The organism is Myroides sp. DF42-4-2, from assembly GCF_030326445.1.
In the GTDB taxonomy this organism is placed as follows: Bacteria; Bacteroidota; Bacteroidia; order Flavobacteriales; family Flavobacteriaceae; genus Flavobacterium.
On the sequence record NZ_JACAKI010000002.1, the window covers coordinates 26,035 to 48,817 of the forward strand.

The 22,783-nt window shown below is 38.8% G+C and carries 19 protein-coding genes and 1 other RNA gene; 14 read left to right on the forward strand and 6 right to left on the reverse strand.

What is annotated here, in order from left to right; genetic code table 11:
• Window positions 1-136: 136 nt before the first annotated feature.
• The 4 genes from HX062_RS02890 to HX062_RS02905 all read left to right on the forward strand — a co-directional run bounded on the left by HX062_RS02890 (window position 137) and on the right by HX062_RS02905 (window position 4,118).
• On the forward strand, window positions 137-1,132 hold the full coding sequence (locus tag HX062_RS02890) for a glycosyltransferase family 2 protein (RefSeq protein ID WP_182626272.1): 996 nt from the start codon (window positions 137-139) through the stop codon (window positions 1,130-1,132).
• 7 nt (window positions 1,133-1,139) lie between these two features.
• On the forward strand, window positions 1,140-1,739 hold the full coding sequence (coaE, locus tag HX062_RS02895) for a dephospho-CoA kinase (RefSeq protein ID WP_182626271.1): 600 nt from the start codon (window positions 1,140-1,142) through the stop codon (window positions 1,737-1,739).
• Between the two features lie 97 nt (window positions 1,740-1,836).
• The gene (locus tag HX062_RS02900; protein ID WP_286466351.1) at window positions 1,837-3,387 is read left to right on the forward strand and encodes a sensor histidine kinase; all 1,551 of its coding nucleotides are present in this window, start codon (window positions 1,837-1,839) and stop codon (window positions 3,385-3,387) included.
• Window positions 3,388-3,398: 11 nt separating this feature from the next.
• Entirely contained in the window at window positions 3,399-4,118 is a 720-nt protein-coding gene (locus HX062_RS02905; protein WP_002986137.1) for a response regulator transcription factor, read from the forward strand.
• A 169-nt stretch (window positions 4,119-4,287) separates the two neighbouring features.
• Here the strand turns inward: HX062_RS02905 and HX062_RS02910 are convergent, their stop codons facing one another.
• Genes HX062_RS02910 through HX062_RS02920 form a run of 3 tightly spaced genes read right to left on the reverse strand, consistent with a single transcriptional unit; the run spans window position 4,288 to window position 6,394 of the window.
• Entirely contained in the window at window positions 4,288-5,226 is a 939-nt protein-coding gene (locus HX062_RS02910; protein ID WP_182626269.1) for a LysR family transcriptional regulator, read from the reverse strand.
• Between the two features lie 41 nt (window positions 5,227-5,267).
• Complete coding sequence (locus HX062_RS02915; protein ID WP_182626268.1) at window positions 5,268-5,882, reverse strand: DUF8845 family protein; 615 nt, start codon at window positions 5,880-5,882, stop codon at window positions 5,268-5,270.
• 14 nt (window positions 5,883-5,896) lie between these two features.
• Entirely contained in the window at window positions 5,897-6,394 is a 498-nt protein-coding gene (locus tag HX062_RS02920) for an RNA polymerase sigma factor (RefSeq protein ID WP_182626267.1), read from the reverse strand.
• Between the two features lie 389 nt (window positions 6,395-6,783).
• On the opposite strand from HX062_RS02920, the gene HX062_RS02925 reads away from it, so the two are divergent.
• The 9 genes from HX062_RS02925 to HX062_RS02965 all read left to right on the forward strand — a co-directional run bounded on the left by HX062_RS02925 (window position 6,784) and on the right by HX062_RS02965 (window position 17,036).
• Window positions 6,784-7,434 (forward strand): succinate dehydrogenase cytochrome b subunit, encoded by a 651-nt coding sequence (locus tag HX062_RS02925; protein ID WP_182626266.1) that lies wholly within the window; start codon window positions 6,784-6,786, stop codon window positions 7,432-7,434.
• Between the two features lie 12 nt (window positions 7,435-7,446).
• Entirely contained in the window at window positions 7,447-9,366 is a 1,920-nt protein-coding gene (locus tag HX062_RS02930) for a fumarate reductase/succinate dehydrogenase flavoprotein subunit (RefSeq protein ID WP_182626265.1), read from the forward strand.
• Between the two features lie 7 nt (window positions 9,367-9,373).
• Entirely contained in the window at window positions 9,374-10,129 is a 756-nt protein-coding gene (locus HX062_RS02935) for a succinate dehydrogenase/fumarate reductase iron-sulfur subunit (protein WP_286466352.1), read from the forward strand.
• Window positions 10,130-10,133: 4 nt separating this feature from the next.
• Window positions 10,134-11,324: a porin gene (locus tag HX062_RS02940; protein ID WP_182626263.1), complete on the forward strand. Its 1,191-nt coding sequence runs from the start codon at window positions 10,134-10,136 to the stop codon at window positions 11,322-11,324.
• A gap of 19 nt (window positions 11,325-11,343) precedes the next feature.
• A complete protein-coding gene (locus tag HX062_RS02945; protein ID WP_286466355.1) occupies window positions 11,344-12,774 on the forward strand; it encodes an anion permease in 1,431 nt (476 codons plus the stop codon).
• A 68-nt stretch (window positions 12,775-12,842) separates the two neighbouring features.
• Entirely contained in the window at window positions 12,843-14,147 is a 1,305-nt protein-coding gene (locus HX062_RS02950; RefSeq protein WP_286466356.1) for a cryptochrome/photolyase family protein, read from the forward strand.
• Between the two features lie 22 nt (window positions 14,148-14,169).
• Window positions 14,170-15,225 carry a linear amide C-N hydrolase gene (locus HX062_RS02955; protein WP_286466357.1) on the forward strand — a complete coding sequence of 352 codons (1,056 nt, stop codon included), beginning with the start codon at window positions 14,170-14,172 and terminating at the stop codon, window positions 15,223-15,225.
• A gap of 128 nt (window positions 15,226-15,353) precedes the next feature.
• On the forward strand, window positions 15,354-16,334 hold the full coding sequence (locus HX062_RS02960; protein WP_286466358.1) for a tyrosine-protein phosphatase: 981 nt from the start codon (window positions 15,354-15,356) through the stop codon (window positions 16,332-16,334).
• Between the two features lie 27 nt (window positions 16,335-16,361).
• The gene (locus HX062_RS02965; RefSeq protein WP_286466359.1) at window positions 16,362-17,036 is read left to right on the forward strand and encodes a DUF2461 domain-containing protein; all 675 of its coding nucleotides are present in this window, start codon (window positions 16,362-16,364) and stop codon (window positions 17,034-17,036) included.
• Window positions 17,037-17,169: 133 nt separating this feature from the next.
• Here HX062_RS02965 and HX062_RS02970 read toward each other — a convergent pair whose 3' ends face one another.
• A complete protein-coding gene (locus HX062_RS02970) occupies window positions 17,170-18,246 on the reverse strand; it encodes a glutaminyl-peptide cyclotransferase (RefSeq protein WP_182626257.1) in 1,077 nt (358 codons plus the stop codon).
• Between the two features lie 88 nt (window positions 18,247-18,334).
• Here HX062_RS02970 and ffs point away from each other — a divergent pair.
• Window positions 18,335-18,433, forward strand: an RNA gene (ffs, locus tag HX062_RS02975) — signal recognition particle sRNA small type.
• Window positions 18,434-18,585: 152 nt separating this feature from the next.
• On the opposite strand, the gene HX062_RS02980 is transcribed toward ffs, so the two are convergent.
• A complete protein-coding gene (locus HX062_RS02980) occupies window positions 18,586-21,570 on the reverse strand; it encodes a DNA polymerase III subunit alpha (protein WP_286466360.1) in 2,985 nt (994 codons plus the stop codon).
• Window positions 21,571-21,572: 2 nt separating this feature from the next.
• The gene (gene dinB, locus HX062_RS02985; protein WP_182626255.1) at window positions 21,573-22,730 is read right to left on the reverse strand and encodes a DNA polymerase IV; all 1,158 of its coding nucleotides are present in this window, start codon (window positions 22,728-22,730) and stop codon (window positions 21,573-21,575) included.
• Window positions 22,731-22,783: the final 53 nt, after the last annotated feature.

The following is a 22,783-nucleotide window of genomic DNA, read 5'->3' on the forward strand; positions in this document are numbered from 1 at the left end:
ACAGTTAGATGGTCTACTTTTTCAGAAAGTTTACACTTTATAACGTAAAAAATATAAATAATGTACATAAATATAAGGAGTAAATTTTGTATTCCAATTTAGGAAGCGATATTTTTGTTGCTATATTAAGAAGATCATGCATTATTCGTTTATTATACCTGTTTACAATCGACCAGATGAAACGGATGAATTGTTGGCTAGCTTAGCGAAGCAAACTTTTCAAGGCCCTTTTGAAGTGGTGATTGTAGAAGATGGATCGACTATTGATTCGCGATTTGTCGTGGAGAAATACCAAGATCAATTGGATATCGCCTACTACTATAAAAGTAATTCAGGACCAGGGGATTCGAGAAACTACGGTATGACAAAGGCAAAAGGAGAGTACTACATCATCTTAGACTCTGACTGTATCATTCCCCAAGGGTATTTAGCAACAGTAGATCACTATTTGAACGAGCACTATGTCGATTGTTTCGGCGGACCCGATGAAGCCTTGTCTAGCTTTACCCCTGTGCAAAAAGCAATTAACTTTTCCATGACTTCTTTTCTCACCACTGGTGGGATTAGAGGAGGATCTGAGCGATTGAGTAAATTTCAACCCCGCAGTTTTAATATGGGGATTTCTAAAAAAGCATACCAAGCCTCTGGTGGATTTGGCAAAATTCACCCAGGTGAAGATCCCGATTTAACGATCCGTCTCTGGAACTTAGGTTTTGACACCCAACTCTTTCCCAAGGCTTATGTCTACCATAAACGCAGAATCGATTGGAAAAAATTTTATACCCAAGTTCATAAGTTTGGAAAGGCGAGACCAATTCTCAATCAGCGTTATCCACAATATGCTAAAATGACGTATTGGTTCCCCAGTTTGTTTATTGGTGGCCTTTTTATAAGTCTTTTACTCCTATTTGTGGGTTTTTGTTCAGTATTTTCTCTATATTTATTTTATTTTTTCTCTGTTTTTGTGATATCTTTGTTAAAAGAGAAGAGTTTTAAGGTTTCGTTCTTGTCGATTTGTGCAGTTTTTGTGCAATTTTATGGGTATGGTACGGGATTTGTTAAATCAAATTATATCCTGCACGTGTTGAAAAAACAACCCGAAATAGGAATGCCAGAAATGTTTTTTAAATAAGATAGAAATGAGTATCGTTGTAGGACTAACAGGAGGAATCGGTAGTGGAAAAACTACAGTAGCTAAATTGTTTGCAAAACAGGGGATTCCCATTTATATTGCCGACGAAAGAGCAAGAGAGATCATGGATCGCCCAGATGTGGTACAAGCTGTACAACAAATCTTTACAACCTCCGTTATTACTGAACGCGGTTTGTTAGATCGCGCAAAAATTAAACAACTTGTCTTTGATCAAAAAGAACTGTTGCAACAGCTCAATCAAGTGGTTCATCCTCGAGTAAAAGAAGATTTTGACCAATGGTTAGATCAACATAAGCATGCACCTATTGTGATGAAAGAAAGTGCAATTTTGTTTGAAAATGGATTGGAGCATACTTGCGACCTAATCGTGCTTGTAGTTGCACCTGAAGAAGTTAGAATTGAGCGAGTGATGGCCCGAGATGGAGTCTCAAAAGAACAAGTCCAAAAAATTATAAATAATCAAATGAAAGACGAAGAAAAGGTAAAAAGAAGTCAATATATAATTGAAAATAATAACAAAAAATCAATTGAAAGTGATATTATTTCGATAATACGTGACATTAATTTAAAAAATCATTTAATTTAATCGGTTAATTTTATGTTAACTACTAGGGAATATATATTATTAATCATAATTTTGAATTGCGATGAATAAATTACGATTTAGGATACTTGTCGGTATAATGAGTTTTTCATTGATTGGCATCATCATCGTACAATTATATTGGATTGTTAGTTCGTACAACAATAACGAGGAACAGTTTAAATACCACGTCCAACAAGTGATTGGAAATGTGTCGAACGCCATCGAACAAAATGAAGCGATGGAGTTCTACAAAATGTACAACAATATTGTAGATAGTATTGGCGAACCGCCAAAGCAAAGTGAATTAAAAGAGATCGTTATTTATCAACGCAATCCCATAACCAACGAATCAGTGTTTTATTCGAACACACTGATTTTGGAAGATTTTAATTTGCGAAGTTCGTTCTTTGACAAGAGAGCCGATAGTACAAACATAAAAAGTTTTGTAGCTAGACGTAAAACCGAGATTCACAAAGGAAATTCCTTTGATCGAGGGGGTGATAATTTACATCAAAATTATCCAGATGAGGTAATCGAAAAATCTGGAAATTTAGACGTTTTAGATAAAGCACAGTTTGAGATTTATTTCAAAGACATCGTGGCGCTAAAACGAGTAGATGAGAGAATTTCTAAGGAAAAACTCAACGAATTATTACAAAACGAGCTACATCAATACGGAGTAAATGCCAAATTTGAATTTGGTGTTTACAACAAAGGACTGGCAACTAAAATTAAGTCAGATGAATTCGAATACAGCGAAGGATCTACTTATGGGGTGCCTATTCTAAAAAATAATGACGGAAAAAGTAAGTATCACTTGTATGTAACTTTTCCAGAGAAGAGTAAGTATTTATTCTCTTCATTAATTGGAATTACATTTTTGTCAATCTTATTCACAGTTGTTATTATTGCAGCTTATTTGAATGCGATCAATCAGTTGATTAAGCAAAAACAGATTTCAGAAATGAAAACGGATTTTATCAACAATATGACGCATGAGTTTAAAACGCCAATAGCAACGATTAACCTAGCGTTGGATGCGATAAAAAATCCCAAGGTGATCGATAAACCAGAAATGGTCGAGCGATACCTCAATATGATTCGGGAAGAAAATAAACGCATGCACGCCCAAGTGGAAAACGTGCTTCGCATATCCAAACTCGAAAAGAAAGAGTTTGAAGCTGATAAAGAAGCCGTCGATATTCACGAAGTTATCGAATCTGCAGTAGATCACGTAAGCCTGATCGTTCAAGATAGAGGAGGAGAAATTAACCTACATCTCGACGCTAGAAGATCCGATATACTAGGGAATGAATTCCATTTGACCAGTGTGATGGTGAATATGTTAGACAATGCAATAAAATACTCAAAAGAAAGACCAATCATTGATGTGTATACAGAAAATATCAAAGATTTTATCTTGATAAAAGTTGTCGATCAAGGAGTGGGGATGAGTAAAAATGCACAAAAGAGAATTTTTGATAAATTCTATCGCGAGCATACCGGTGACTTACACGATGTGAAAGGACATGGATTGGGGTTAGCTTACGTACAGCAAATCGTAGAAGACCACAATGCACAAGTATATGTTGAAAGTGAAAAAGGTAAAGGAAGTACGTTCATTATTAAAATGCCATTAATAAATTAATCAATATATATATGGAAACAACAAACAACAAAAAGATTCTATTAGTCGAGGACGATCCAAACTTTGGAGCGATCTTGAAAGATTACTTAGCCATCAATGACTTTGAAGTTACGTTAGCTAAGAATGGAATGGAAGGATTTGAAAAGTTCAAACGCGACACTTTCGATCTTTGTATTCTAGATGTGATGATGCCTTACAAAGACGGGTTTACTTTAGCCAAGGAAATCCGTGACAAAAACAAGGAAGTGCCTATTATTTTCTTAACTGCAAAATCGATGAAAGAGGATGTATTAAGAGGATATAAAGTAGGAGCTGACGATTACTTAAACAAACCTTTTGATTCAGAAGTGTTGTTGATGAAAATCAAGGCAATTATTCACAGAAAAACATCTGAAGTAAAAACAGATAACACGAAATTCGAATTCCAAATCGGTAAATTTCATTTGAATTCTAAATTGAGATTCTTAACATTCCAAGACCAAGAACCAATTAAGTTGTCCCCAAAAGAAAATGAATTACTGAAATTATTGGCAATTTACGAAAACGATTTAATGCCAAGAGAAGTTGCTTTAACGAAAATCTGGAGAGATGATAACTATTTCACTTCTCGTAGTATGGACGTTTATATCGCAAAATTGAGAAAATATTTAAAATTAGACGAAGCTGTTGAAATTTTAAATATCCACGGAGAAGGATTCCGTTTGGTAGTAAAAGGTGAAGGTGAAGAGTAATCTTCCCAACTAACATAAAAGGGAGTAAGATCTAATTCTTACTCCCTTTTTTTATTTTGTATTCGTTGCGTTTGCTTTAGATTTGATTGGAGAATTTTATTTCCTGTATCGATTGCCTCGGTATTGTCAACTGTTCTCCTTGATAATGGTAGGGGGCTTGTTGGGAATTTTATTTTTTCTTCGGACTGATAATCTTGACGTCCTGAAAGGCAATTGCCCCGCGAATAACGCTCAATATGGTGTCGTATAGCGCTTGAATGATCTGTAGCTTTAAGTCGTTGGACGTGTGTATTAAACTGATTTCTCTTGCAGGTTGTGGCGATTCAAAAGGCAGGAGGTTCTTTTGATCCTCACTGTTGAGTTGAAGCGTGTGTAAGTAGGGTAATAAAGTGTAACCCAAACCTTCTTTAGACAATTGAATTAAGGTTTCAAAGCTACCACTCTCTAAGGAGAACGGGCGATCAGCGTCCGCAGTCTTGTTTTTACAGATATTGATGATACCATCCCGAAAGCAGTGTCCGTCTTGTAAAAGCAATAACTTTTTTAGATCGAGTTGATCCGTTGTAATTTTATCGCCAAATTCACTTTGTAATTGTTGGGGGATATAACCGATAAAAGGCTCGTAATACAGCACTTTTTCTCTAATATCCTCTAGTTCTAATGGCGTAGCAACAATGGCAGCATCCAAATACCCACCTTTGAGCCTGCTGATGATTTCTTCCGTGGTGTACTCCTCAATAATTAAATGGACTTTTGGAAACTTACTGACAAAAGTTTTAATAAACATAGGTAATAGTGTTGGTGTAACAGTGGGGATGATTCCCAACTTAAATTCACCTCCAATAAAGCCTTTTTCTTGGTCAATAATATCTTTGATTCGATTGGATTCGTTTAAAATTTTATGTGCTTGTTGAATAATCACTTCGCCAATTGCTGTCAGTTGAATCGGTTTTGTGGTGCGATCAAAAATTTGAACACCCAATTCCTCCTCTAATTTTTGGATTTGCATACTCAAGGTCGGCTGAGTCACAAAAGATTTTTCTGCTGCAAGAGTGAAATTTTTGTGCTCTGCAACAGCTAAGGCATATTGTAATTGCGTGATAGTCATAGCTTGAATTATAAGGTAAAATGAGTATCCAAGATACAAATTTAATTCTCTATCTTCTCAAGTTCCTGATAATTTTTCATCAAGCGTTTAGTCAAAATTCCGTAAACCACGCGATAGTACAACCAGATGATTACGAAGAAAATCAAAAATAAAAAAGTGAACAACCCAAGAATATAGGTGTAATACTTCCAACTGTGGGAGGTATCGGCATCTGAGCTCAAAATACTAATAATGGCAAAAAGGGATAAAATCGAGATTAATGAAATATTGATGGCAATATAGTAATTGACCATTCTCTTGGTTTGGAGAATCTGTTTCATTAAATTTTTAGTGCTATCTGCTACGCAAATTTTGCGGTATTTCGTGTAAAATAGAAAGATGAATACCAAGGAAATAAAGCCACTGAGGTAGTCAATATTATTGACAATTAGCTCAAATATAGGATTGTTTTTTTCTTGTAAATCAGTACTTTCTTCATTAAATAGGAAAAAACTTGCCAAGTTGAGACAAAGAAACTCAATGACGCTAATAATAAATATCCACATGACGATTGAAGATGATTTCTTGTGAATCATCTTCTTGATTTCGTCTTTGGAAATCTTTGGAAAGTTTTGGTTAGCGTTCCAGTGTTTTTTTAATAAATCAAGTTCATTCATGATATCGTGTATCCTTACGGATTTAGTATTTTTTTTAATTTGCTTTTAATTCGGTTCATTTTTACCCTAGCATTCACTTCACTAATTCCTAGTGTTTCTGCGATTTCTTCATAGGTTTTGCTTTCGAGATACAAGAATACCAATGCTTTGTCAATATCATTTAATTGATGAAGCGCTTTGTACATTAATTTGAGTTGTTGTTCTTCCTCTTCGTTGTACTCGTTATAGTGAAAATGGTGAATCATTGGATCATAACTCGTGGTGCTAATTTGGCGCGTTTTCTTTCGAAATAGCGAAATAGCCGTGTTTAGTCCGATTCGATAAGCCCAGGTTGTAAATTTTGATTCCCCTCTAAAGCCAGGGTATGCTTTCCATAGTTGAATGGAGATCTCTTGAAACAAATCTTTATGAGCAGATTCCTCATCTGTGTATAGCCGACAGATTTTGTGGATGAGATTTTGATGCTCATCCAAAAGGCTAACAAACTCTAATTCAAGACTTTTTTGTTTCATAGTATAATTAGATGTCCAACTATGATAATTGTTACATTTTTAGGAAAATATTTTTTTTAATTTCATGGTCAAGATAGCACTTTTATACCGGAATCGCTGCATTGTAAGAAATATAGAGGCGTTGCTAATTTAAATTCATTCTGTATTGTTTTAAAAAAAAATGAAATTGATTAATTTTTTGATAAATGTTTCGAATAATTAGTAATTTTAGTATTAATTATGTGTGATTGTAGGTGGTGGTTTTAGAAAGTTATCTGTTTATTTTAAATATTAAGATAAAAAAGATAAGTGAAAATCCTTTTTTGGTACTATTTGTGTGGTTTTTATTATCGTTCCAATCGATAGAATTATACATCCGTTCATGAATTAATTATTAAAACAAAAATAAGATGAATACACTCTCAAGAAAGATTGTAATGGCAGGGACTGGGTTGTTTCTGTGTTTCTTTTTACTGATTCACTTTTTGGGAAACACTCAGTTGTTTCTGGAACCCGAACAAGCACAGCTAAGCTTTAATGCTTATTCCCATTTTTTAACGGGTAATCCGCTGGTAAAAGCGGTGTCTTATGTGCTTTACTTGTCCATTTTAGGACATGCGATTTACGCGCTTATTATCACCTCAAAAAACCAAAAAGCTGGAGGAACCTACAAACGCGACAGAAGAGGTAGGGCTAGCAAATGGTATAGCAGGAATATGGGGGTTTTAGGTGTGATCATTTTAATCTTCCTTGTGCTTCACTTTCAGAACTTTTGGTATGTCTACAAATTTGGTAGCATTGGTTTAGACGCCAATGGCAATAAAGATTTATATACGGTAGTGGTGACTGCCTTTCAAGAGTTATGGCTAGTTGTAGTTTATGTTATTGCTATGATCGCACTGGCGTACCACCTGATTCACGGCATCCACAGTGGCGTGCGTACACTCGGGCTATTTCACCCCAAATACGTGCGTTGGATTAACGCCTTCGGTGTTGCCTATGCCGTTATCCTATGTGTTGGATTCGCTTTGATGCCCATTTATATTTATATCACCCATTAATACAAGCTTGTTATGAAATTAGATGCAAAAATTCCTGAAGGACCATTAGAAGAAAAATGGTTTAACTATAAAAAGAATGCTCGTTTGGTCAATCCAGCAAACAGAAAAAAACTGGATGTTATTGTAATTGGAACGGGGTTAGCTGGTAGTTCTGTAGCGGCTTCTTTAGGTGAAATGGGGTATAATGTAAAATCGTTTTGCTTTCAAGATACGCCACGTCGCGCGCACTCCGTAGCGGCCCAAGGAGGAGTGAATGCTGCCAAAAACTACAAAAATGACGGGGATAGTATTTATCGAATGTTCGTCGATACGCTAAAAGGGGGTGACTTTAGAGCCAGAGAGGCCAATGTTTATCGCCTAGCAGAGTGTTCGGTTAACTTAATTGATCAAGCAGTGGCTCAAGGGGTTCCCTTTGGTAGAGAATACGGCGGTTATTTGAACAATAGATCCTTTGGAGGGGTACAGGTGAGTAGAACATTTTACGCCCGTGGACAAACGGGACAACAGTTGTTGCTGGGTACCTACCAAGCCCTGATGCGTCAGGTCAATAAGAAAACTGTTGAGCTGTACTCTTCACATGAAATGTTGGATTTGGTGGTGATCGATGGAAAAGCAAGAGGTGTAATTGTGAGAAACCTAGAAACAGGAGAAATCGAAAGACATGCCGCTCACGCTGTTGTACTTGCAACGGGTGGATTCGGTAAAATATATTATTTATCTACCTTAGCCATGGGATGTAATGGTTCTGCAATTTGGCGTGCCCATAAAAAAGGAGCTTTCTTCGCTTCGCCTAGCTGGACGCAAATTCACCCAACATCTTTACCTCAATCTGGAGATTATCAATCGAAGTTGACCCTAATGTCAGAATCACTGCGCAACGACGGTCGTATTTGGGTGCCTAAAAACCTAAATGAAACCAGACTCGCCAATGATATTCCCGAAGAAGAACGCGACTACTATTTAGAAAGACGCTATCCTGCTTTTGGAAACTTAGCGCCGCGTGATATTTCATCTCGTGCAGCCAAAGAGCGCATCGATGCTGGTTTTGGAGTAGGACCGTTGAAAAATGCGGTTTACTTGGATTTCTCTAAGGCAATCAAAGAGCAAGGACAGGCAAAAATCGCTGAAAAATACGGCAACTTATTTACCATGTATGAAAAAATTACAGGGTCAAATGCCTACAAAGAACCGATGATGATTTCGCCAGCGGCTCACTTCTCTATGGGAGGCTTATGGGTAGACTATGAGTTAATGACAACCATCCCAGGATTATTTGCTTTAGGTGAAGCTAATTTTGCTGACCATGGCGCAAATCGTTTGGGAGCAAACTCACTGTTGCAAGCTTCAGTAGATGGGTATTTTATAGCACCTTATACCATTGCTAACTACTTGGCCGATCAAATTAGGGTGGGGAAAATTGAAACAGATCACCCAGCGTTTGAAAAAGCAGAACAAGAAGTCAAAGACAAATTGGAAAATCTCTTGAAAATTAAAGGCGATAAGACAGTGGATTACTATCACAAAAAATTGGGAAAACTCCTGTATGATTATTGTGGTTTAGCCCGTACAAAAGAAGGGTTGACATTTGCCATTGAGGAAATTAAAAAATTGAGAGCCGAATTTTATACGAATGTACACGTTCCTGGAACTAATGCTACGATTAACTCAGAGCTAGAAAAAGCGGGGCGCGTAGCAGATTACTTGGAAATCGGAACGCTTATGTGTTATGATGCTTTAACCCGTGATGAATCTTGTGGGGCGCATTTCAGAGAGGAATACCAAACCGAAGAAGGGGAAGCTGCTCGTAACGATGAGCAATTCCAATTTATTTCTGCTTGGGAGTGGCCGGGATCTTTGGATCAGGAACCCATTTTAAATAAAGAAGAATTAACATTTGAATACGTCAAACCAACTATCCGTAGTTATAAATAATAGGGCTATGAAATTGAATCTTAAAATATGGAGACAAAAAGATCGCAAATCTGAAGGTAAATTAGTGGATTATGCGATAGATAATGTGAATACACATATGTCTTTCTTAGAAATGTTGGACACATTAAATGAACAACTAATTTCTAAAAAAGAGGAACCTATTGAATTTGATCACGACTGTAGAGAGGGGATTTGCGGACAATGTGGGGTGGTGATTAACGGAAACGCACATGGACCTTTAGAAAATACAACGACTTGTCAATTGCATATGCGCGAGTTTAAAGATGGAGAAACCATTCTAATTGAACCATTTAAGGCTGCTGGATTTCCTGTTAAAAAGGATTTGAAAGTAGATCGCACAGCTTTTGACCGCATTATATCTGCCGGAGGCTATGTATCGGTGAATACCGGACAAGCTCCAGAAGCAAATACCATCCCCGTTTCTCATGAAACAGCAGAAGCTGCCTTTGATTCGGCCGCTTGTATTGGATGTGGTGCTTGTGTGGCAACGTGTAAAAACGGTAGTGCCGCTTTGTTTACTTCAGCAAAGATTACCCAATTAGCCTTGTTGCCTCAATCGCAACAAGAGCGAAAAGAACGTGCCTTGCACATGATTATGCAAATGGATGAAGAGGGATTTGGACATTGTTCTAATACAGAAGCCTGTGAGGTTGAATGCCCTCAGGGAATTTCGGTGTTGAATATTGCCCGTATGAATTATGAATACAATCGAGCAAGTTTTCTCAAGTTTAAAAAGAAATGATAAAATGAAAAGTAAAATTGAGGTTTTAAAAAGCCTATTTCTCTTTGGAATAGGCTTGTGTACTGCAGTAAGTAGTTGGGCACAGGAGAGGGAAATGGTACAAGATACAATTCGCGTATTTGAAGAAAAAATAGTCTTACATAATACGACGCAAACGTATCCTCAATTTAAAGTAGGAGGTGTTTTTCAAGCGCGCTATTTGGATAATTTTAAACGAGGCGTAGATATTAATGGAATGCATTATGGCGATGGGGATGGAACGAATAATTCCTTTGAAGTTAAGCGAATGCGCGTTTCGATGAACGCCAAAATAACCGAAAATTTAGAAGTTGTAGCGTTGGTGAATTTGGCAGATTTTAAGTCAGATCCCAAGACAAAAGTATTGGAAAATGCCTATGCAAAGTATACGTTGAATCGTTATTTGCAATTTACAGTTGGTCAGTTTAGACCGCTGTTTGGCGTAGAGGAAACCTATCCTGTTGACGTTGTAAAATCCATTGACTATTCCAATTCCTACTACTTATTTGGCGATAATGGTTGGACGAGCTTCCAAATTGGTGCCGCAGTGACAGGAAGTGTGGACTTAGGGAAAATTCCTATGAGTTACGGTCTTTCAGTAACCAATGGAAATGGTAAAAACAAGACAGATAATGACGACGGCAAACACTATTCGAGCCGTTTGTTGTTCAATGTCGATCCCAAGCACAAAATTAATGTGGGAATTAGTGGCGGACTGGGCGAGGTACAACGCCAAACGGTGTATGCCGTGGGCGCAGAAGCAACGGCTTTCTTCCCGCTGAGTGATCGTTGGAGCATTGACTTCCAGCTCGAAGCCAAGCAAGGTACAAATCACTTTATGTTTTTTAATCAAGCCGTCGATGAGCGCGTAGGCGTAATGAAGGATTATTTGATGAAAAGTTTCTACATTTTGCCGAATATACGATATGAATTAGGAGAAAAACGCTTGCAAACCATCGAATTTGCCTGCCGTTATGAGTATTTAGACGCTAGTGCGCACCTCAATTCGAACGCAAGACAAACCTGGGTTCCCATGGTCAGTCTAGAATTTTTAAAGAATTATGGTGCTCGCTTACAAGTGGGAATGCAAATTGACAATTTTAAGACGAATGTAGAACAAACGAAATCTTATAATTCTAACCTTGCCTTCATCCAATTTCAATGCCGATTACAATAACTATTAAAACGGTTCTTCTATGAAAGAAGTACACCTAAAAAAACTTGGAATCACATTAATTGTAGGCTTGTTATTGTGGTTTTGTCCAATTCCAAAGGGGGTAACATTAGAAGCATGGCATTTATTTGCCATTTTTGTCAGCACTATTTTAGGGATTATTCTAAAAGCTGCACCAATGGGTACTATGTGTATGATTGCCGTGGGACTCACTGCTTTTTTTCAGCTTTTAGCTCCTGGAAATGCAGGAAAATCCATCGCATTAAGTCTACAGGGGTTTGGGGATAAAGTAATTTGGTTAATCGGAATCTCATTCTTTATTGCTCGTGGCTTTATCAAAACAGGATTGGGAAATCGAATAGCCTATCTGTTTATTCGCACATTCGGTAAAAGTACGTTGGGATTAGCGTATGGATTAGGGCTGGCAGATTTAGTATTGGCGCCAGCGATCCCAAGTAATACTGCCCGGGGTGGTGGTATTATTTATCCCATTATGAAATCCATGGCGATGAACTTTGGTTCAGATCCATCTAAAGAAGAAACAAAGAAAAAAGTAGGTTCTTTTTTAACGTTAAATTGTTATTATCTCAATCTGATTACCTCGGCAATGTTCTTAACAGGAACGGCGAGTAATCCGATGTGTCAAAAATTTGCAGCTGATATGGGGATCCATATTAGCTGGATGAACTGGGCAATTGCAGGCTTCGTACCTGGAATCATAGCCTTTATTATCACGCCTCTGGTGTTGTATAAAATTTACCCGCCTGAATTAAAGAAAACAGGTGATGCTCCTAAGATTGCCCTAGCAAAACTAAAAGAAATGGGCAAATTATCCCTGTCAGAAAAGTTGATGTTACTGACTTTCTTTATCTTGCTTTTTTTGTGGATTACCGGAGATTTATTTACCATTGATGCCACAACAACCGCTTTTATTGGTCTCTCTATCCTATTGTTAACCTCTGTATTAACGTGGGAGGATGTCAAATCTGAAAAAGGAGCTTGGGATACTGTTGTTTGGTTTGCGGTTTTAGTTATGATGGCTAGTTCGTTAAATACCCTGGGTTTCATTGGTTGGTTTAGCGATTTAATCAAAGTGCAAATGGGGGGAATTGGCTGGCATTATGCCTATCCTTTACTCGTCATAGTCTACTTTTTTAGTCACTATATCTTTGCTAGTGCCACAGCCCATGTAGCAGCCATGTATGCCGCCTTGTTGGGGGTGGGACTATCATTAGGTGTACCTCCGATGCTTTTGGCGTTGACCCTCGGTTTTATGGGCTCTATATACGGTACACTAACACATTATGGACACGGTCCAGCTCCCGTGTTTTTTGGTAGTGGTTATGTTGAATTAAAGGCTTGGTGGAGCTATGGCTTGTGCATCGGACTTTTGCTTTTGGCTGTTTATTTGATACTCGGCACAACATGGTTGAGTATTATTGGCTATTTTTAAATAAAAAAAGTTATATTTAAAGACCCTTTATTTCAAAAAGTAAAGGGTCTTTTTACTAGACTTATTGTATGGAAGAAATTGTAGTATTTTGGTTTAGAAGAGATCTGCGCTTGCACGATAATGTAGGCTTATATCACGCTATACAATCAGGAAAAAAAGTCTTGCCTCTTTTTATTTTTGACACGGATATTTTAGCGCAATTTCCCGATAGAAATGACAAGCGCATTCCGTACATCTATGGCGCATTAGAACAGCTGAACGCAGAATTGAATGCACTCACTAGTCAAATGTTTTTTTACAGTGATACGGTGCTGCATTCATTTGAACAACTAACAGCTACTTATGCTATTCAGGCCGTTTATACCAATGTGGATTACGAACCATTAACCCAGCAACGCGATGCTGAGGTAGAAGCCTTTTTAAGGGCAAAGAACATTGGTTTTTACGCGTTTAAAGATCAGGTGATTTTTCGTGCGGATGAATTGCTGAAGAGCGATCAAACGCCTTATAAGGTATATACGCCTTATGCAAAATTGTGGAGAAATTCGCTGACCAAGCAACACCTAAACGCGTGGACAATCCCGTTAAAAGAAACGCATTTTCTTCCCAAAACAAAGGGAAATACGATGCCTAGTTTATCGGATTTAGGTTATGCGGAGGGGAATAACCCTCGATTTGTCCCTCCAGTTTTCGATCGATCCATTATTCAAAACTATACGGAAAACCGCGACTATCCAGCCTTGGATGCAACAACGCATTTGGGAATGGCCATTCGATTTGGTACCGTTTCTATTCGCGCCTGTGTAGCGCAAGCACTAGTTGATAACGATACGTGGTTAAGTCAATTGATTTGGCGAGAGTTTTTTACTTCAATTTTATATCATTATCCGCATTCGGCTCGCTGGTGTTTTAAAAGAGAATACGAAAAAATCGCTTGGAGAAATAACGAAGCAGAATTTGAGTTGTGGTGTAAAGGAGAAACAGGCTATCCCTTGGTTGATGCAGGAATGCGTGAATTGAATCAAACGGGGTATATGCACAATCGCGTGCGCATGGTGGTGGCTAGTTTTTTGGTCAAACACTTGTTGATTGATTGGCGTTGGGGAGAGGCGTATTTTGCGCAAAAGTTAAATGATTACGATTTAGCACTAAACGTTGGAAACTGGCAATGGGCAGCAGGATGTGGTTGTGATGCCGCACCTTATTTTCGCATTTTTAATCCCACCGAACAACAAAAAAAATTTGACAAAGATGGACAGTATATCAAGCGATGGTTGCCTGAAGATATAGAGGGATTATACAGGGCGCCAATTGTCGACCACAAGCTAGCTAGAGAACGAGCATTGCTAACGTTTAAACAAGCATTGAAATAAAAAACACATAAATTCTATACCTATGAAAAAATGGAAAATTTGGGTAGCTAATTTAGCCTTAGCAGCCTTTTTACTACCCGTTGCATCAGATGCTTATGCGTGTACCCGAGTGGTATACAAAGGGCCAAATAATACAATAATTACCGCGCGTTCAATGGATTGGAAAGATGAAATCGACCCGAATATTTGGGTTTTTCCAAGAGGAATGGAACGCACAGGGGAAGTGGGGAAAGCCTCTGCTAAATGGAAGTCTAAATACGGAAGTGTCATCGTATCTGCCTTTGATATCGCCACAACAGACGGAATGAATGAAAAAGGACTTGTTGCCAATATTTTATGGTTAGTCGAATCTCAATATCCTGATTATAATCCAAATGGAAAACAAAAGGGAATGAGCTTAGCTATATGGGCACAATATGTATTGGATAATTATGCAACTGTAGCGGAAGCCGTAGCTGATTTACAGAAAAATCCAGTTACTGTCGTTACAGCTAATACACCAGGGAGAACCACCTTGGCCACGGTACACCTAACTATGTCAGACGCCAAAGGCGACAATGCTGTGTTGGAGTATATCGATGGAAAATTAAAGATTTACCACGATCCTTCTTATACTGTTGTTACCAATTCACCAACGTATGACAAGCAATTAGCAATCCGCGATTACTGGGCATTTTTACCAGGTAATCAGGTGTTACCAGGAACAGGAAGATCAGAAGATCGCTTCGCAAGAGCTTCGTATTACGCTACAGCAGTAGATCAAAGCGATGATACCATGGTAGCAGTTGGATCGGCATTTAGTGTCATCCGCAACTGTTCTGTTCCTTATGGAGTACATATCGAAGGATATCCCAACTTGTCTTCAACAAAATGGAGAGCGGTGTCAGATCAAAAAAATCTAGTGTATTATTACGAAGACCCATTGACGTTATCGCCTCTGTGGTTAGACCTTAAAACCCTTGATTTTGGAGAAAAAGCAGGAGTTAGAAAATTAGATGTATCCAATAGACAGCAGTATTTTGGCTTGTCTAACGATCATTTAGTTGCTAGCAAACCGTTTCAATTTATGGGAGTTTAAAACAGAAACTACCTGAAAAATATAAAAAAGCAATGCGATACCCGCATTGCTTTTTTTGTATCTAGAGGGGAAACGGAGAAATAGAATAGAAATGCTTAACTTTGAAAGAGGACCATACAAGATGTGTTATGAAGAAATATAGACGGTTAATTTTAATGGGGGGACTGTTGTTTTTAGGGAGCTGTTCGTATAAACACGCCTACCAACCCATTGTGTTTTCAAAGCTAGATACAAAGGAGAATTATGAAGCTTTAGCTGGGCGTTATGCCAGTGGAGAAACCACGTCATTTACTCCTGCCGCCCAACAAAAAACATTATATCAAGAAGCTAATGCAGCAGTGGCGATTAATCATGTGGCTAATGTTCGCGAGCTTGGAGGAATTATCACGCAAGACCAACGCGTGGTTCAAGCTGGGCGCTTTTATCGCAGTGGTCATTTGGGAAAATTGAAGAAGAAGGATTTTAAAGTGCTGCAAGACTATGGTATTTCTCAAGTAATTGATTTAAGGACGGATAGGGAAATTAAAAAGCATCCCGATCGCTTGCCAACAACCATTTCATACTATAACCTACAAGCTTTTGAAGACTCAGAAGATATGTTTAGCAAAGCGAAGAAAGAAGTGCTAAAAGGACGTGTAACTGTTGAGGAATCAAATAAAGCGGTCGAGGAGTTTTACGGGATTTACGTTTTGGATAACCCAGAAAAAATCCGCGAGATTGTTGTGCGCATCTTGGATAATGAAGAAGCAACACTGTTTCACTGTTCGGCAGGTAAAGATCGTACGGGTATGATAGGCGCTATTGTGTTGAGTATTTTAAACGTAGATCGGCAAACCATCATGGAAGAATATTTACTGTCCAACAACGGGCGGGTTGATGATGTTGCTAGTCGCATGAAATTGGCAAAATTTGGAAAATTTATGTTTCCAAAAATTGACTATGAGGTCATTGAAAATTTCTCATGGATTAAACCCAACTACTTAACGGCAATGTTTACTGCTATTGAGGCCAAGTACGGTACAATGGATGCGTATATTACACAGGGGTTATCCATCACGAAGGAGCAACGTCAGCAGTATATTAATAAGAATACAACTATTTTAAAGTAAATTTGTCCGTCAATTGTTGAAGAAACTATGGATCACTTAAAAAAAGAACATATAGCCCTATTAGAGGCGATTAGTAAAAATAACAATAAGCCGTGGTTTACGGAGAATAAGCCACAAATAGATGCCGTTTTTACCGAAGTAAAAGCGTTTTTCAAAAGCGTTTTTGATCAAATGGCTGTTGTAGATGAGGTTGAGTTGTTTCACGTCCATCGCTTATATCGCGATGTGCGTTTTTCCAAAGATAAAACACCGTATAAAACGTATTTTGGCTTACATATCGGGCGTAAAAAACCACTGTTACGCGGGGGGTATTACTTGAATATAGAGCCTGGAAAGAGTTTTGTTGGCGGAGGATTTTGGGAACCCAATAAAGATGATTTATTGCGCATTCGAAAGGAAATCGCTTTAGACGATTCTGAAATGCGTCAGCTCATCAATGATCCGCAATTTATTCAAACCTTTGGCGGATTGGTTGGGGAAGAGCTGAAAACTGCACCTAAAGGCTTTGATAAAGAACATCCCGCCATTGATTTACTGCGCAAGAAGCAGTTTTTAGTTATGCGCCCTTTTGCGGATGAGGAACTGCTACAGCCCACTTTTATAAATGAAGTAATTCAAACTTTTGAAGTAATGAAACCGTTTTTTGATTATATGTCAGACGTCTTGACTACTGATGTTAATGGGGTGAGTTTGTATGAGTGAGAGGGGAGTAGTGAGTGGCGGTGAAACTGTAAACCGTCAACTAAAATAAAACAGCAATGGCTTCCAATTGGAAGCCATTGCTGTTTTATTTTTCATTGAAAGAAAATTTTTCAGTCATCCATCTCCAATAACGCTATTCAATAATTTTAATTTCGAACATTTTGTTCCAGTTTTTTCCAGTTACAAAGAAGGTATTGGTTTTAGCGTTGTAGGCGATTCCGTTTAATACGTCTAAGTCAGGGTGATGTTCTACCATATCATAAAGTTGTGACAGATCTATAACACCTTCTACAGCTCCTGTAGTTGGATTAATAATAGCCACACCACTTTTTCCGTAGAAATTGGCGTAAATCTTGCCATTTACCCATTCTAGTTCGTTGATGTTGACCAAGATTTCACGTTGAGCAGCGACTGTGATCTCATCGACTTTTTCGAAGGTATCAGGATTGAGCTTGTATATTTTTTCTGAGCCATCTGTCATATACAGGTATGTTCCATCGTTGCACAAGCCCCAACCTTCCATTCGTTGAAAGTAGGGAAGAGTGGCGATTTTTTCAAAAGTATCTGGATTGTAAACATAAGCTTCATTGTTTTTATAGGTCAATTGATACAGCTTGTTGTTTAAAATGGTGCAGCCTTCTCCAAATATGCTCGCTGGAAGTTCTTTTATTTTAAGGACTTCTCCCGTTTTAGGGTTGATTTGACGCACGCTTGATACGCCTTTCGTTCCTGTTCCTATGCCTTCACCATTTCCTGTGCTTTCATATAGGATTCCGTTGTGGAACTCCAATCCTTGTGTATACGCTTTGATATCGTGAGGAAGTGTATTGACAATGGAGTAATTAACTAATTGAGGGGCAACAGAAGAAAGTAGGGTAACACGAGTAGTAACATCAATACTTTCTTTATTGGCATAAGCGGTTCCTTTTAGTATATATTGTCCATATTTATACCCTTTTAATGGGGCAGTTACTAGTTCATTGGCCTTTGAAGAACCAAGACGATGGTCGTTTAAGTAATAAACTACGGAGTCAAGCTCGGTGTTTGGCGCGAGATTTAAGCTTAATTTTATAGTCTCTTTATCGTTGTAAACCTGTTTTAATTCGGATGTATTTAAAGAAATTACATTTTTTTGTAAATTATTTTTCTCAGAACAACTGAAAATGGTTAAGGATAAGGCTAAGGGTATAAGCATGTTATGTCTTTTCATCGGTCGTTTAAATTTTATTACAATATACAAAAGTTATTATAATAGTAGTAAACACTTGGAAAAATATAAAATGGTTGTATATTTGCAACGGCAAGTCCTACACGACCAGCTCCTGCAGAATCCTCCAGGGTGGGAACGCAGCAAAGGTATGTGGTTGTAGCGGTGCGATGTAGGTAGCTTGCCATTTTTTTATTTTGATCTCCTAAATAGGGGATTTTTTTTTGCCTTTTTTTAGGGTAGATCGCTGGAGGTATAACGACCTACATCAGTTTGTATCTGCGCCACTTTGCATAGGATGCTTCTATTTGCTGTTCTATTCCCTTTCAATTCACCATTGTGTTATGCTCTTTTAGCTATTATTTTTTCTTTTGTGTTTTGTTTGTTGTCTACTTGATATCTCGGATCTGCCATAAAAGGGAGTTTGGCCATTTTGATAATGTGAAGCGTTGGCACGTCGTATTCTATTTGAATCGTTCCCAAGAGCAAATAACAACCACTTCCTTGAAAGGGGTATTGCTGTAAGCTTTGAGGAAAGTGAACGCTGTCAAAGTAATCTCCATGCACATCAATCCACGTACCGAAGTACATGAGTCCACTTTTGATTTGAATGGGCTTTAAGGCGATTAAATAGCCCACTAAGCGCGTATTCTCATCTTTGTGGTAGAGGAAGTCCTTGGTGGTGATTTCTCCTCTAAATTTCGTCTGTAAGAGGTTAAAGGGGCTACAAGATACTGGGAAACCCAAATATTCAAGTTCATCAAAGGCATCTTCTTCTGGTATTCTCTTCAGTTTTGGCAAGTTAAATGGTTTCATGGGTTCTTGTAACAACGACCAAGTTGGATTGGATTTGTTCTTGTGATACAACAATTTCGCTTGGATGAGCAATTCGTTTTTCTGGAGTCCTGTAAATTGAAAAGCTCCGATAAATAGTAAGGTTTCCAAGGCATCAAGCGGAATGTTTACACGTTGGATAAAATTCTCCAAAGAGGTGTAATTTCCTTGTCGTTGACGCTCTTTTATGATGGCTTCTACTAGCGCTGTGTTGAGGTTTTTCACCAGTTCAAATCCCAAAAAGATATCTCGTTTTCTCAAGGTAGCTCCTTGGTTGCTTCGGTTGATGCAAGGGGGAAAAACGCGAGCGCCAGACATTTTAGCCTCGTGTACATACACTTCTGTGCGATAGAATCCACCTTGGTTGTTGATCACAGCCACGATAAACTCCAGGGGATAATGGGCTTTGAGGTATAGACTTTGATAGCTTTCAATCGCATAAGAAGCCGAATGGGCTTTGCAAAAAGAATAGCCTGCAAAAGATTCGATCTGGCGGTATATTTCTTCGCTAAGGGCTTGTGGATGTCCCTTTGCCTCACATAAGGCTAAAAAGCGATTGCGAACCGCTTGTAAGCCTTCTTTGGAACGGCTTTTTCCACTCATAGCACGGCGGAGAATGTCGCCGTCTTCGGCAGGTAACCCTCCGTAGTGAAGAGCAATCTTAATGACGTCTTCTTGGTATACCATTATGCCATAGGTTTCCCCGAGTTGGTCTTTAAAAACATCGTGAAAATACTCAAATTGATTGGGGTGATTGTGTCTGTAAATATATTCTTGCATCATACCGCTTTGGGCAACTCCAGGTCGGATAATAGACGAAGCTGCGACTAATGTTTTGTAATTGTTACACTTTAATTTTCTCAATAATCCACGCATAGCTGGACTTTCAATATAGAAACAGCCTATGGTGTTTCCCGCTTGTAAATAGGCGTTGGAACGCAACTCGTTTTTGGAAAGCGAAATATCGCGAATATCAACGGTTGTGTTTTGGTTCTGTTGGATCAGGGCTACAGCTTCGTTAATGTGTCCAATACCGCGCTGACTGAGGATATCGAATTTTTCAAAACCAATGTCTTCGGCAGTGTGCATGTCAAATTGTGCAACAGCGTAACCTTTGGGAGGGTAATCCAAGGCAGTAATACAAGTCAGTGGTTCTTCTGCAATCAGGATTCCACATGCGTGCATGCTGCGTTGATTTGGAAATCCCTCCAAGAGCTGTCCATACCGATGAATCAGTTGAACCACGGAATTGTTATCGATGTGTTCGCTTGTATATCGATTGTTGAGCTGATCGAGTTCTTCTTTAGCTAATCCGTATACTTTGCCGATTTCTCGAACAATAGAACGCGCTTTAAAGGTGGACATGGCTCCGCAAAAAGCAACGTGTTCACTGCCGTATCGATCAAAGATATAGTCTATAATCGCATCGCGATCTGTCCACGACCAGTCAATATCAAAATCAGGAGGTGATTTTCGATTGACATTTAAAAAACGCTCAAAATACAAGTCGAGTTCTAAAGGACACACATTGGTAATCCCTATACAATACCCTACTAAACTATTAGCGCCACTTCCTCTGCCTATATGCATAAAACCCCGTGTTGTGCTGTAGGTAATAATATCCCAAATAATGAGAAAATAGCTGGCAAAAGACAATTGTTCAATAACCGCTAATTCCCTTTTTAACCGCAGCTGTGCTTGGTTGTTTTCACTGCCATAGAGCCGTATTAATCCTTCTTGAGCCAGTTGAGTTAGCAGCTGTAAATCGCTTTCTTTGCTGTCGGTGAAATGGCGTTTATTTCTGTTTTTTTTCGCGCTAAACGAAAAAGTAGCTTCAGCTGCGATTCTTTTAGTATTGGCAAGTAAGGTAGGAAAGGCGGCAAAATGCTGAGATAAGGTTGCTTCACTCACGAGAACTTCATCGGGTAAGGCAGATGTTTGAGGATCTAATTTGCTCAATAGTGTATTTTGATCAATCGCTTGTAGGATGCGATGCAACTCATACTCTTCAGGATGTTGAATCGTTACGGGGTGTAAAACAACCATTTTGTGTACTAGCTTTTTCCATTGTTCTTGATAGAGTAGGTTGCGTTGATTCATTCTCACGCCAATATACTCGTGATCCGCAAGGGTAGGTGGACAATTTTCCATAGGATAGATCACAAAGGTATCGACCAAGTTAGGGGCTTTTTTGGCGAAGGGTTGTTTGGTCTTATTGTGATGAGAAATATATTGATTGACAGCAGTAAAACCGTGCGTACTCGTGACAATAACGATGTATTGTACGCGTTGATCTACGCGAAACTCAGCGCCAATAAGTGGTTTAATCGACGCTTCTTGGCACAGGCGAATAAAGTCATACACCCCATAAAAGGTATGGATGTCTGTGAGTGCTAAGGTGGTGATTTGTAGTTCTTTGGCTTTGTTTACCAATTGCGCTAAGGGAATCGTGCCAAAGCGCAGACTATAGTAAGAATGACAATTTAACAACATCTTTATTTTTTTTTAGTTTTGAGTATCGCACTCGAACAGCGGTGAACTGCTTGTATGCCGTATTGTTTTTTGATGTGGTCCATAGCCTCATAGAGCGCCATAATTTCTTGGGAATCTTCAAATAGGTTGATTTGATAACTCCCCCTTGCTAATCCGCTGAAATTAATTCCTATCAATCGCAAACGCATGCGGCGTTGGTAGTGCTTTTCAAATATGTCTAACACCTGAGCATTGAGCAGGTGATCCGCTGCGGTATAGGCAATTTTGCACTGCTTGGTTTCTGTGTCGAAATTGGTATATCGAATCTTGACGGATACCACAGAAGTCAGCCAGCCTTCTGATCGCAATTGAAAAGCTAGGCGTTCTACCATTCCCAACAAAGTCGTTCGCAACAAAGTGAGGTCAATGGTATCCTGAGCAAATGTGTGCTCTACTGAAATGGACTTGCGTTCTCGATAGGGTTCAACAGGCGCATAATCAATTCCGTTGGCTTTTTTCCAAATGTCTAATCCATTTTTTCCCAAAAGCTGAAACAGTATTTCCGAGGGCATATTGGACAAGGTTTCAATAGTGCGAATACCCAAGCGCGCAAGTGAATCATATGTCGCTTGTCCAAGCATAGGAATTTTGCGAATCGACAGCGGATTGAGAAACGGGCGCACTTCCTTTTCGGGAATTACGAGTGCTCCAGCAGGTTTGGCTTCATTCGTTCCCATTTTCGAAACCGTTTTATTAACTGATAAAGCATAACTCAAGGGAAGATGGGTTTCTTTTTTGATTGTCGAAGCCAATTCAGCAGCCCATTGATTGGTGCTAAAAAAGCGATCCATCCCCGTTAGGTCCAAGTAAAATTCATCAATACTTGCTTTTTCCATGATCGGCGCTTTTTCCGCTATAATTTCCGTTACTTCTGCCGACATTTTACTGTACAACTCCATATCGCCTTTGATGATTTTAGCTTGAGGACACAAGCGCATCGCCATGCGAATAGGCATGGCAGAACGCACGCCAAATGCGCGGGCTTCATAAGAACAACTCGCAACTACCCCGCGATCACCTCCTCCTATAATAAGAGGAATACCAGCGAGTTGGCGATTGGTTAATCGCTCGCAAGAAACAAAAAAACTATCCAAATCTAAATGTACAATTGCGCGTTCCATCTGCTCGAGTTTAAAATATTTTAAACAAACTTACTACGTATGTTAGCAATAAT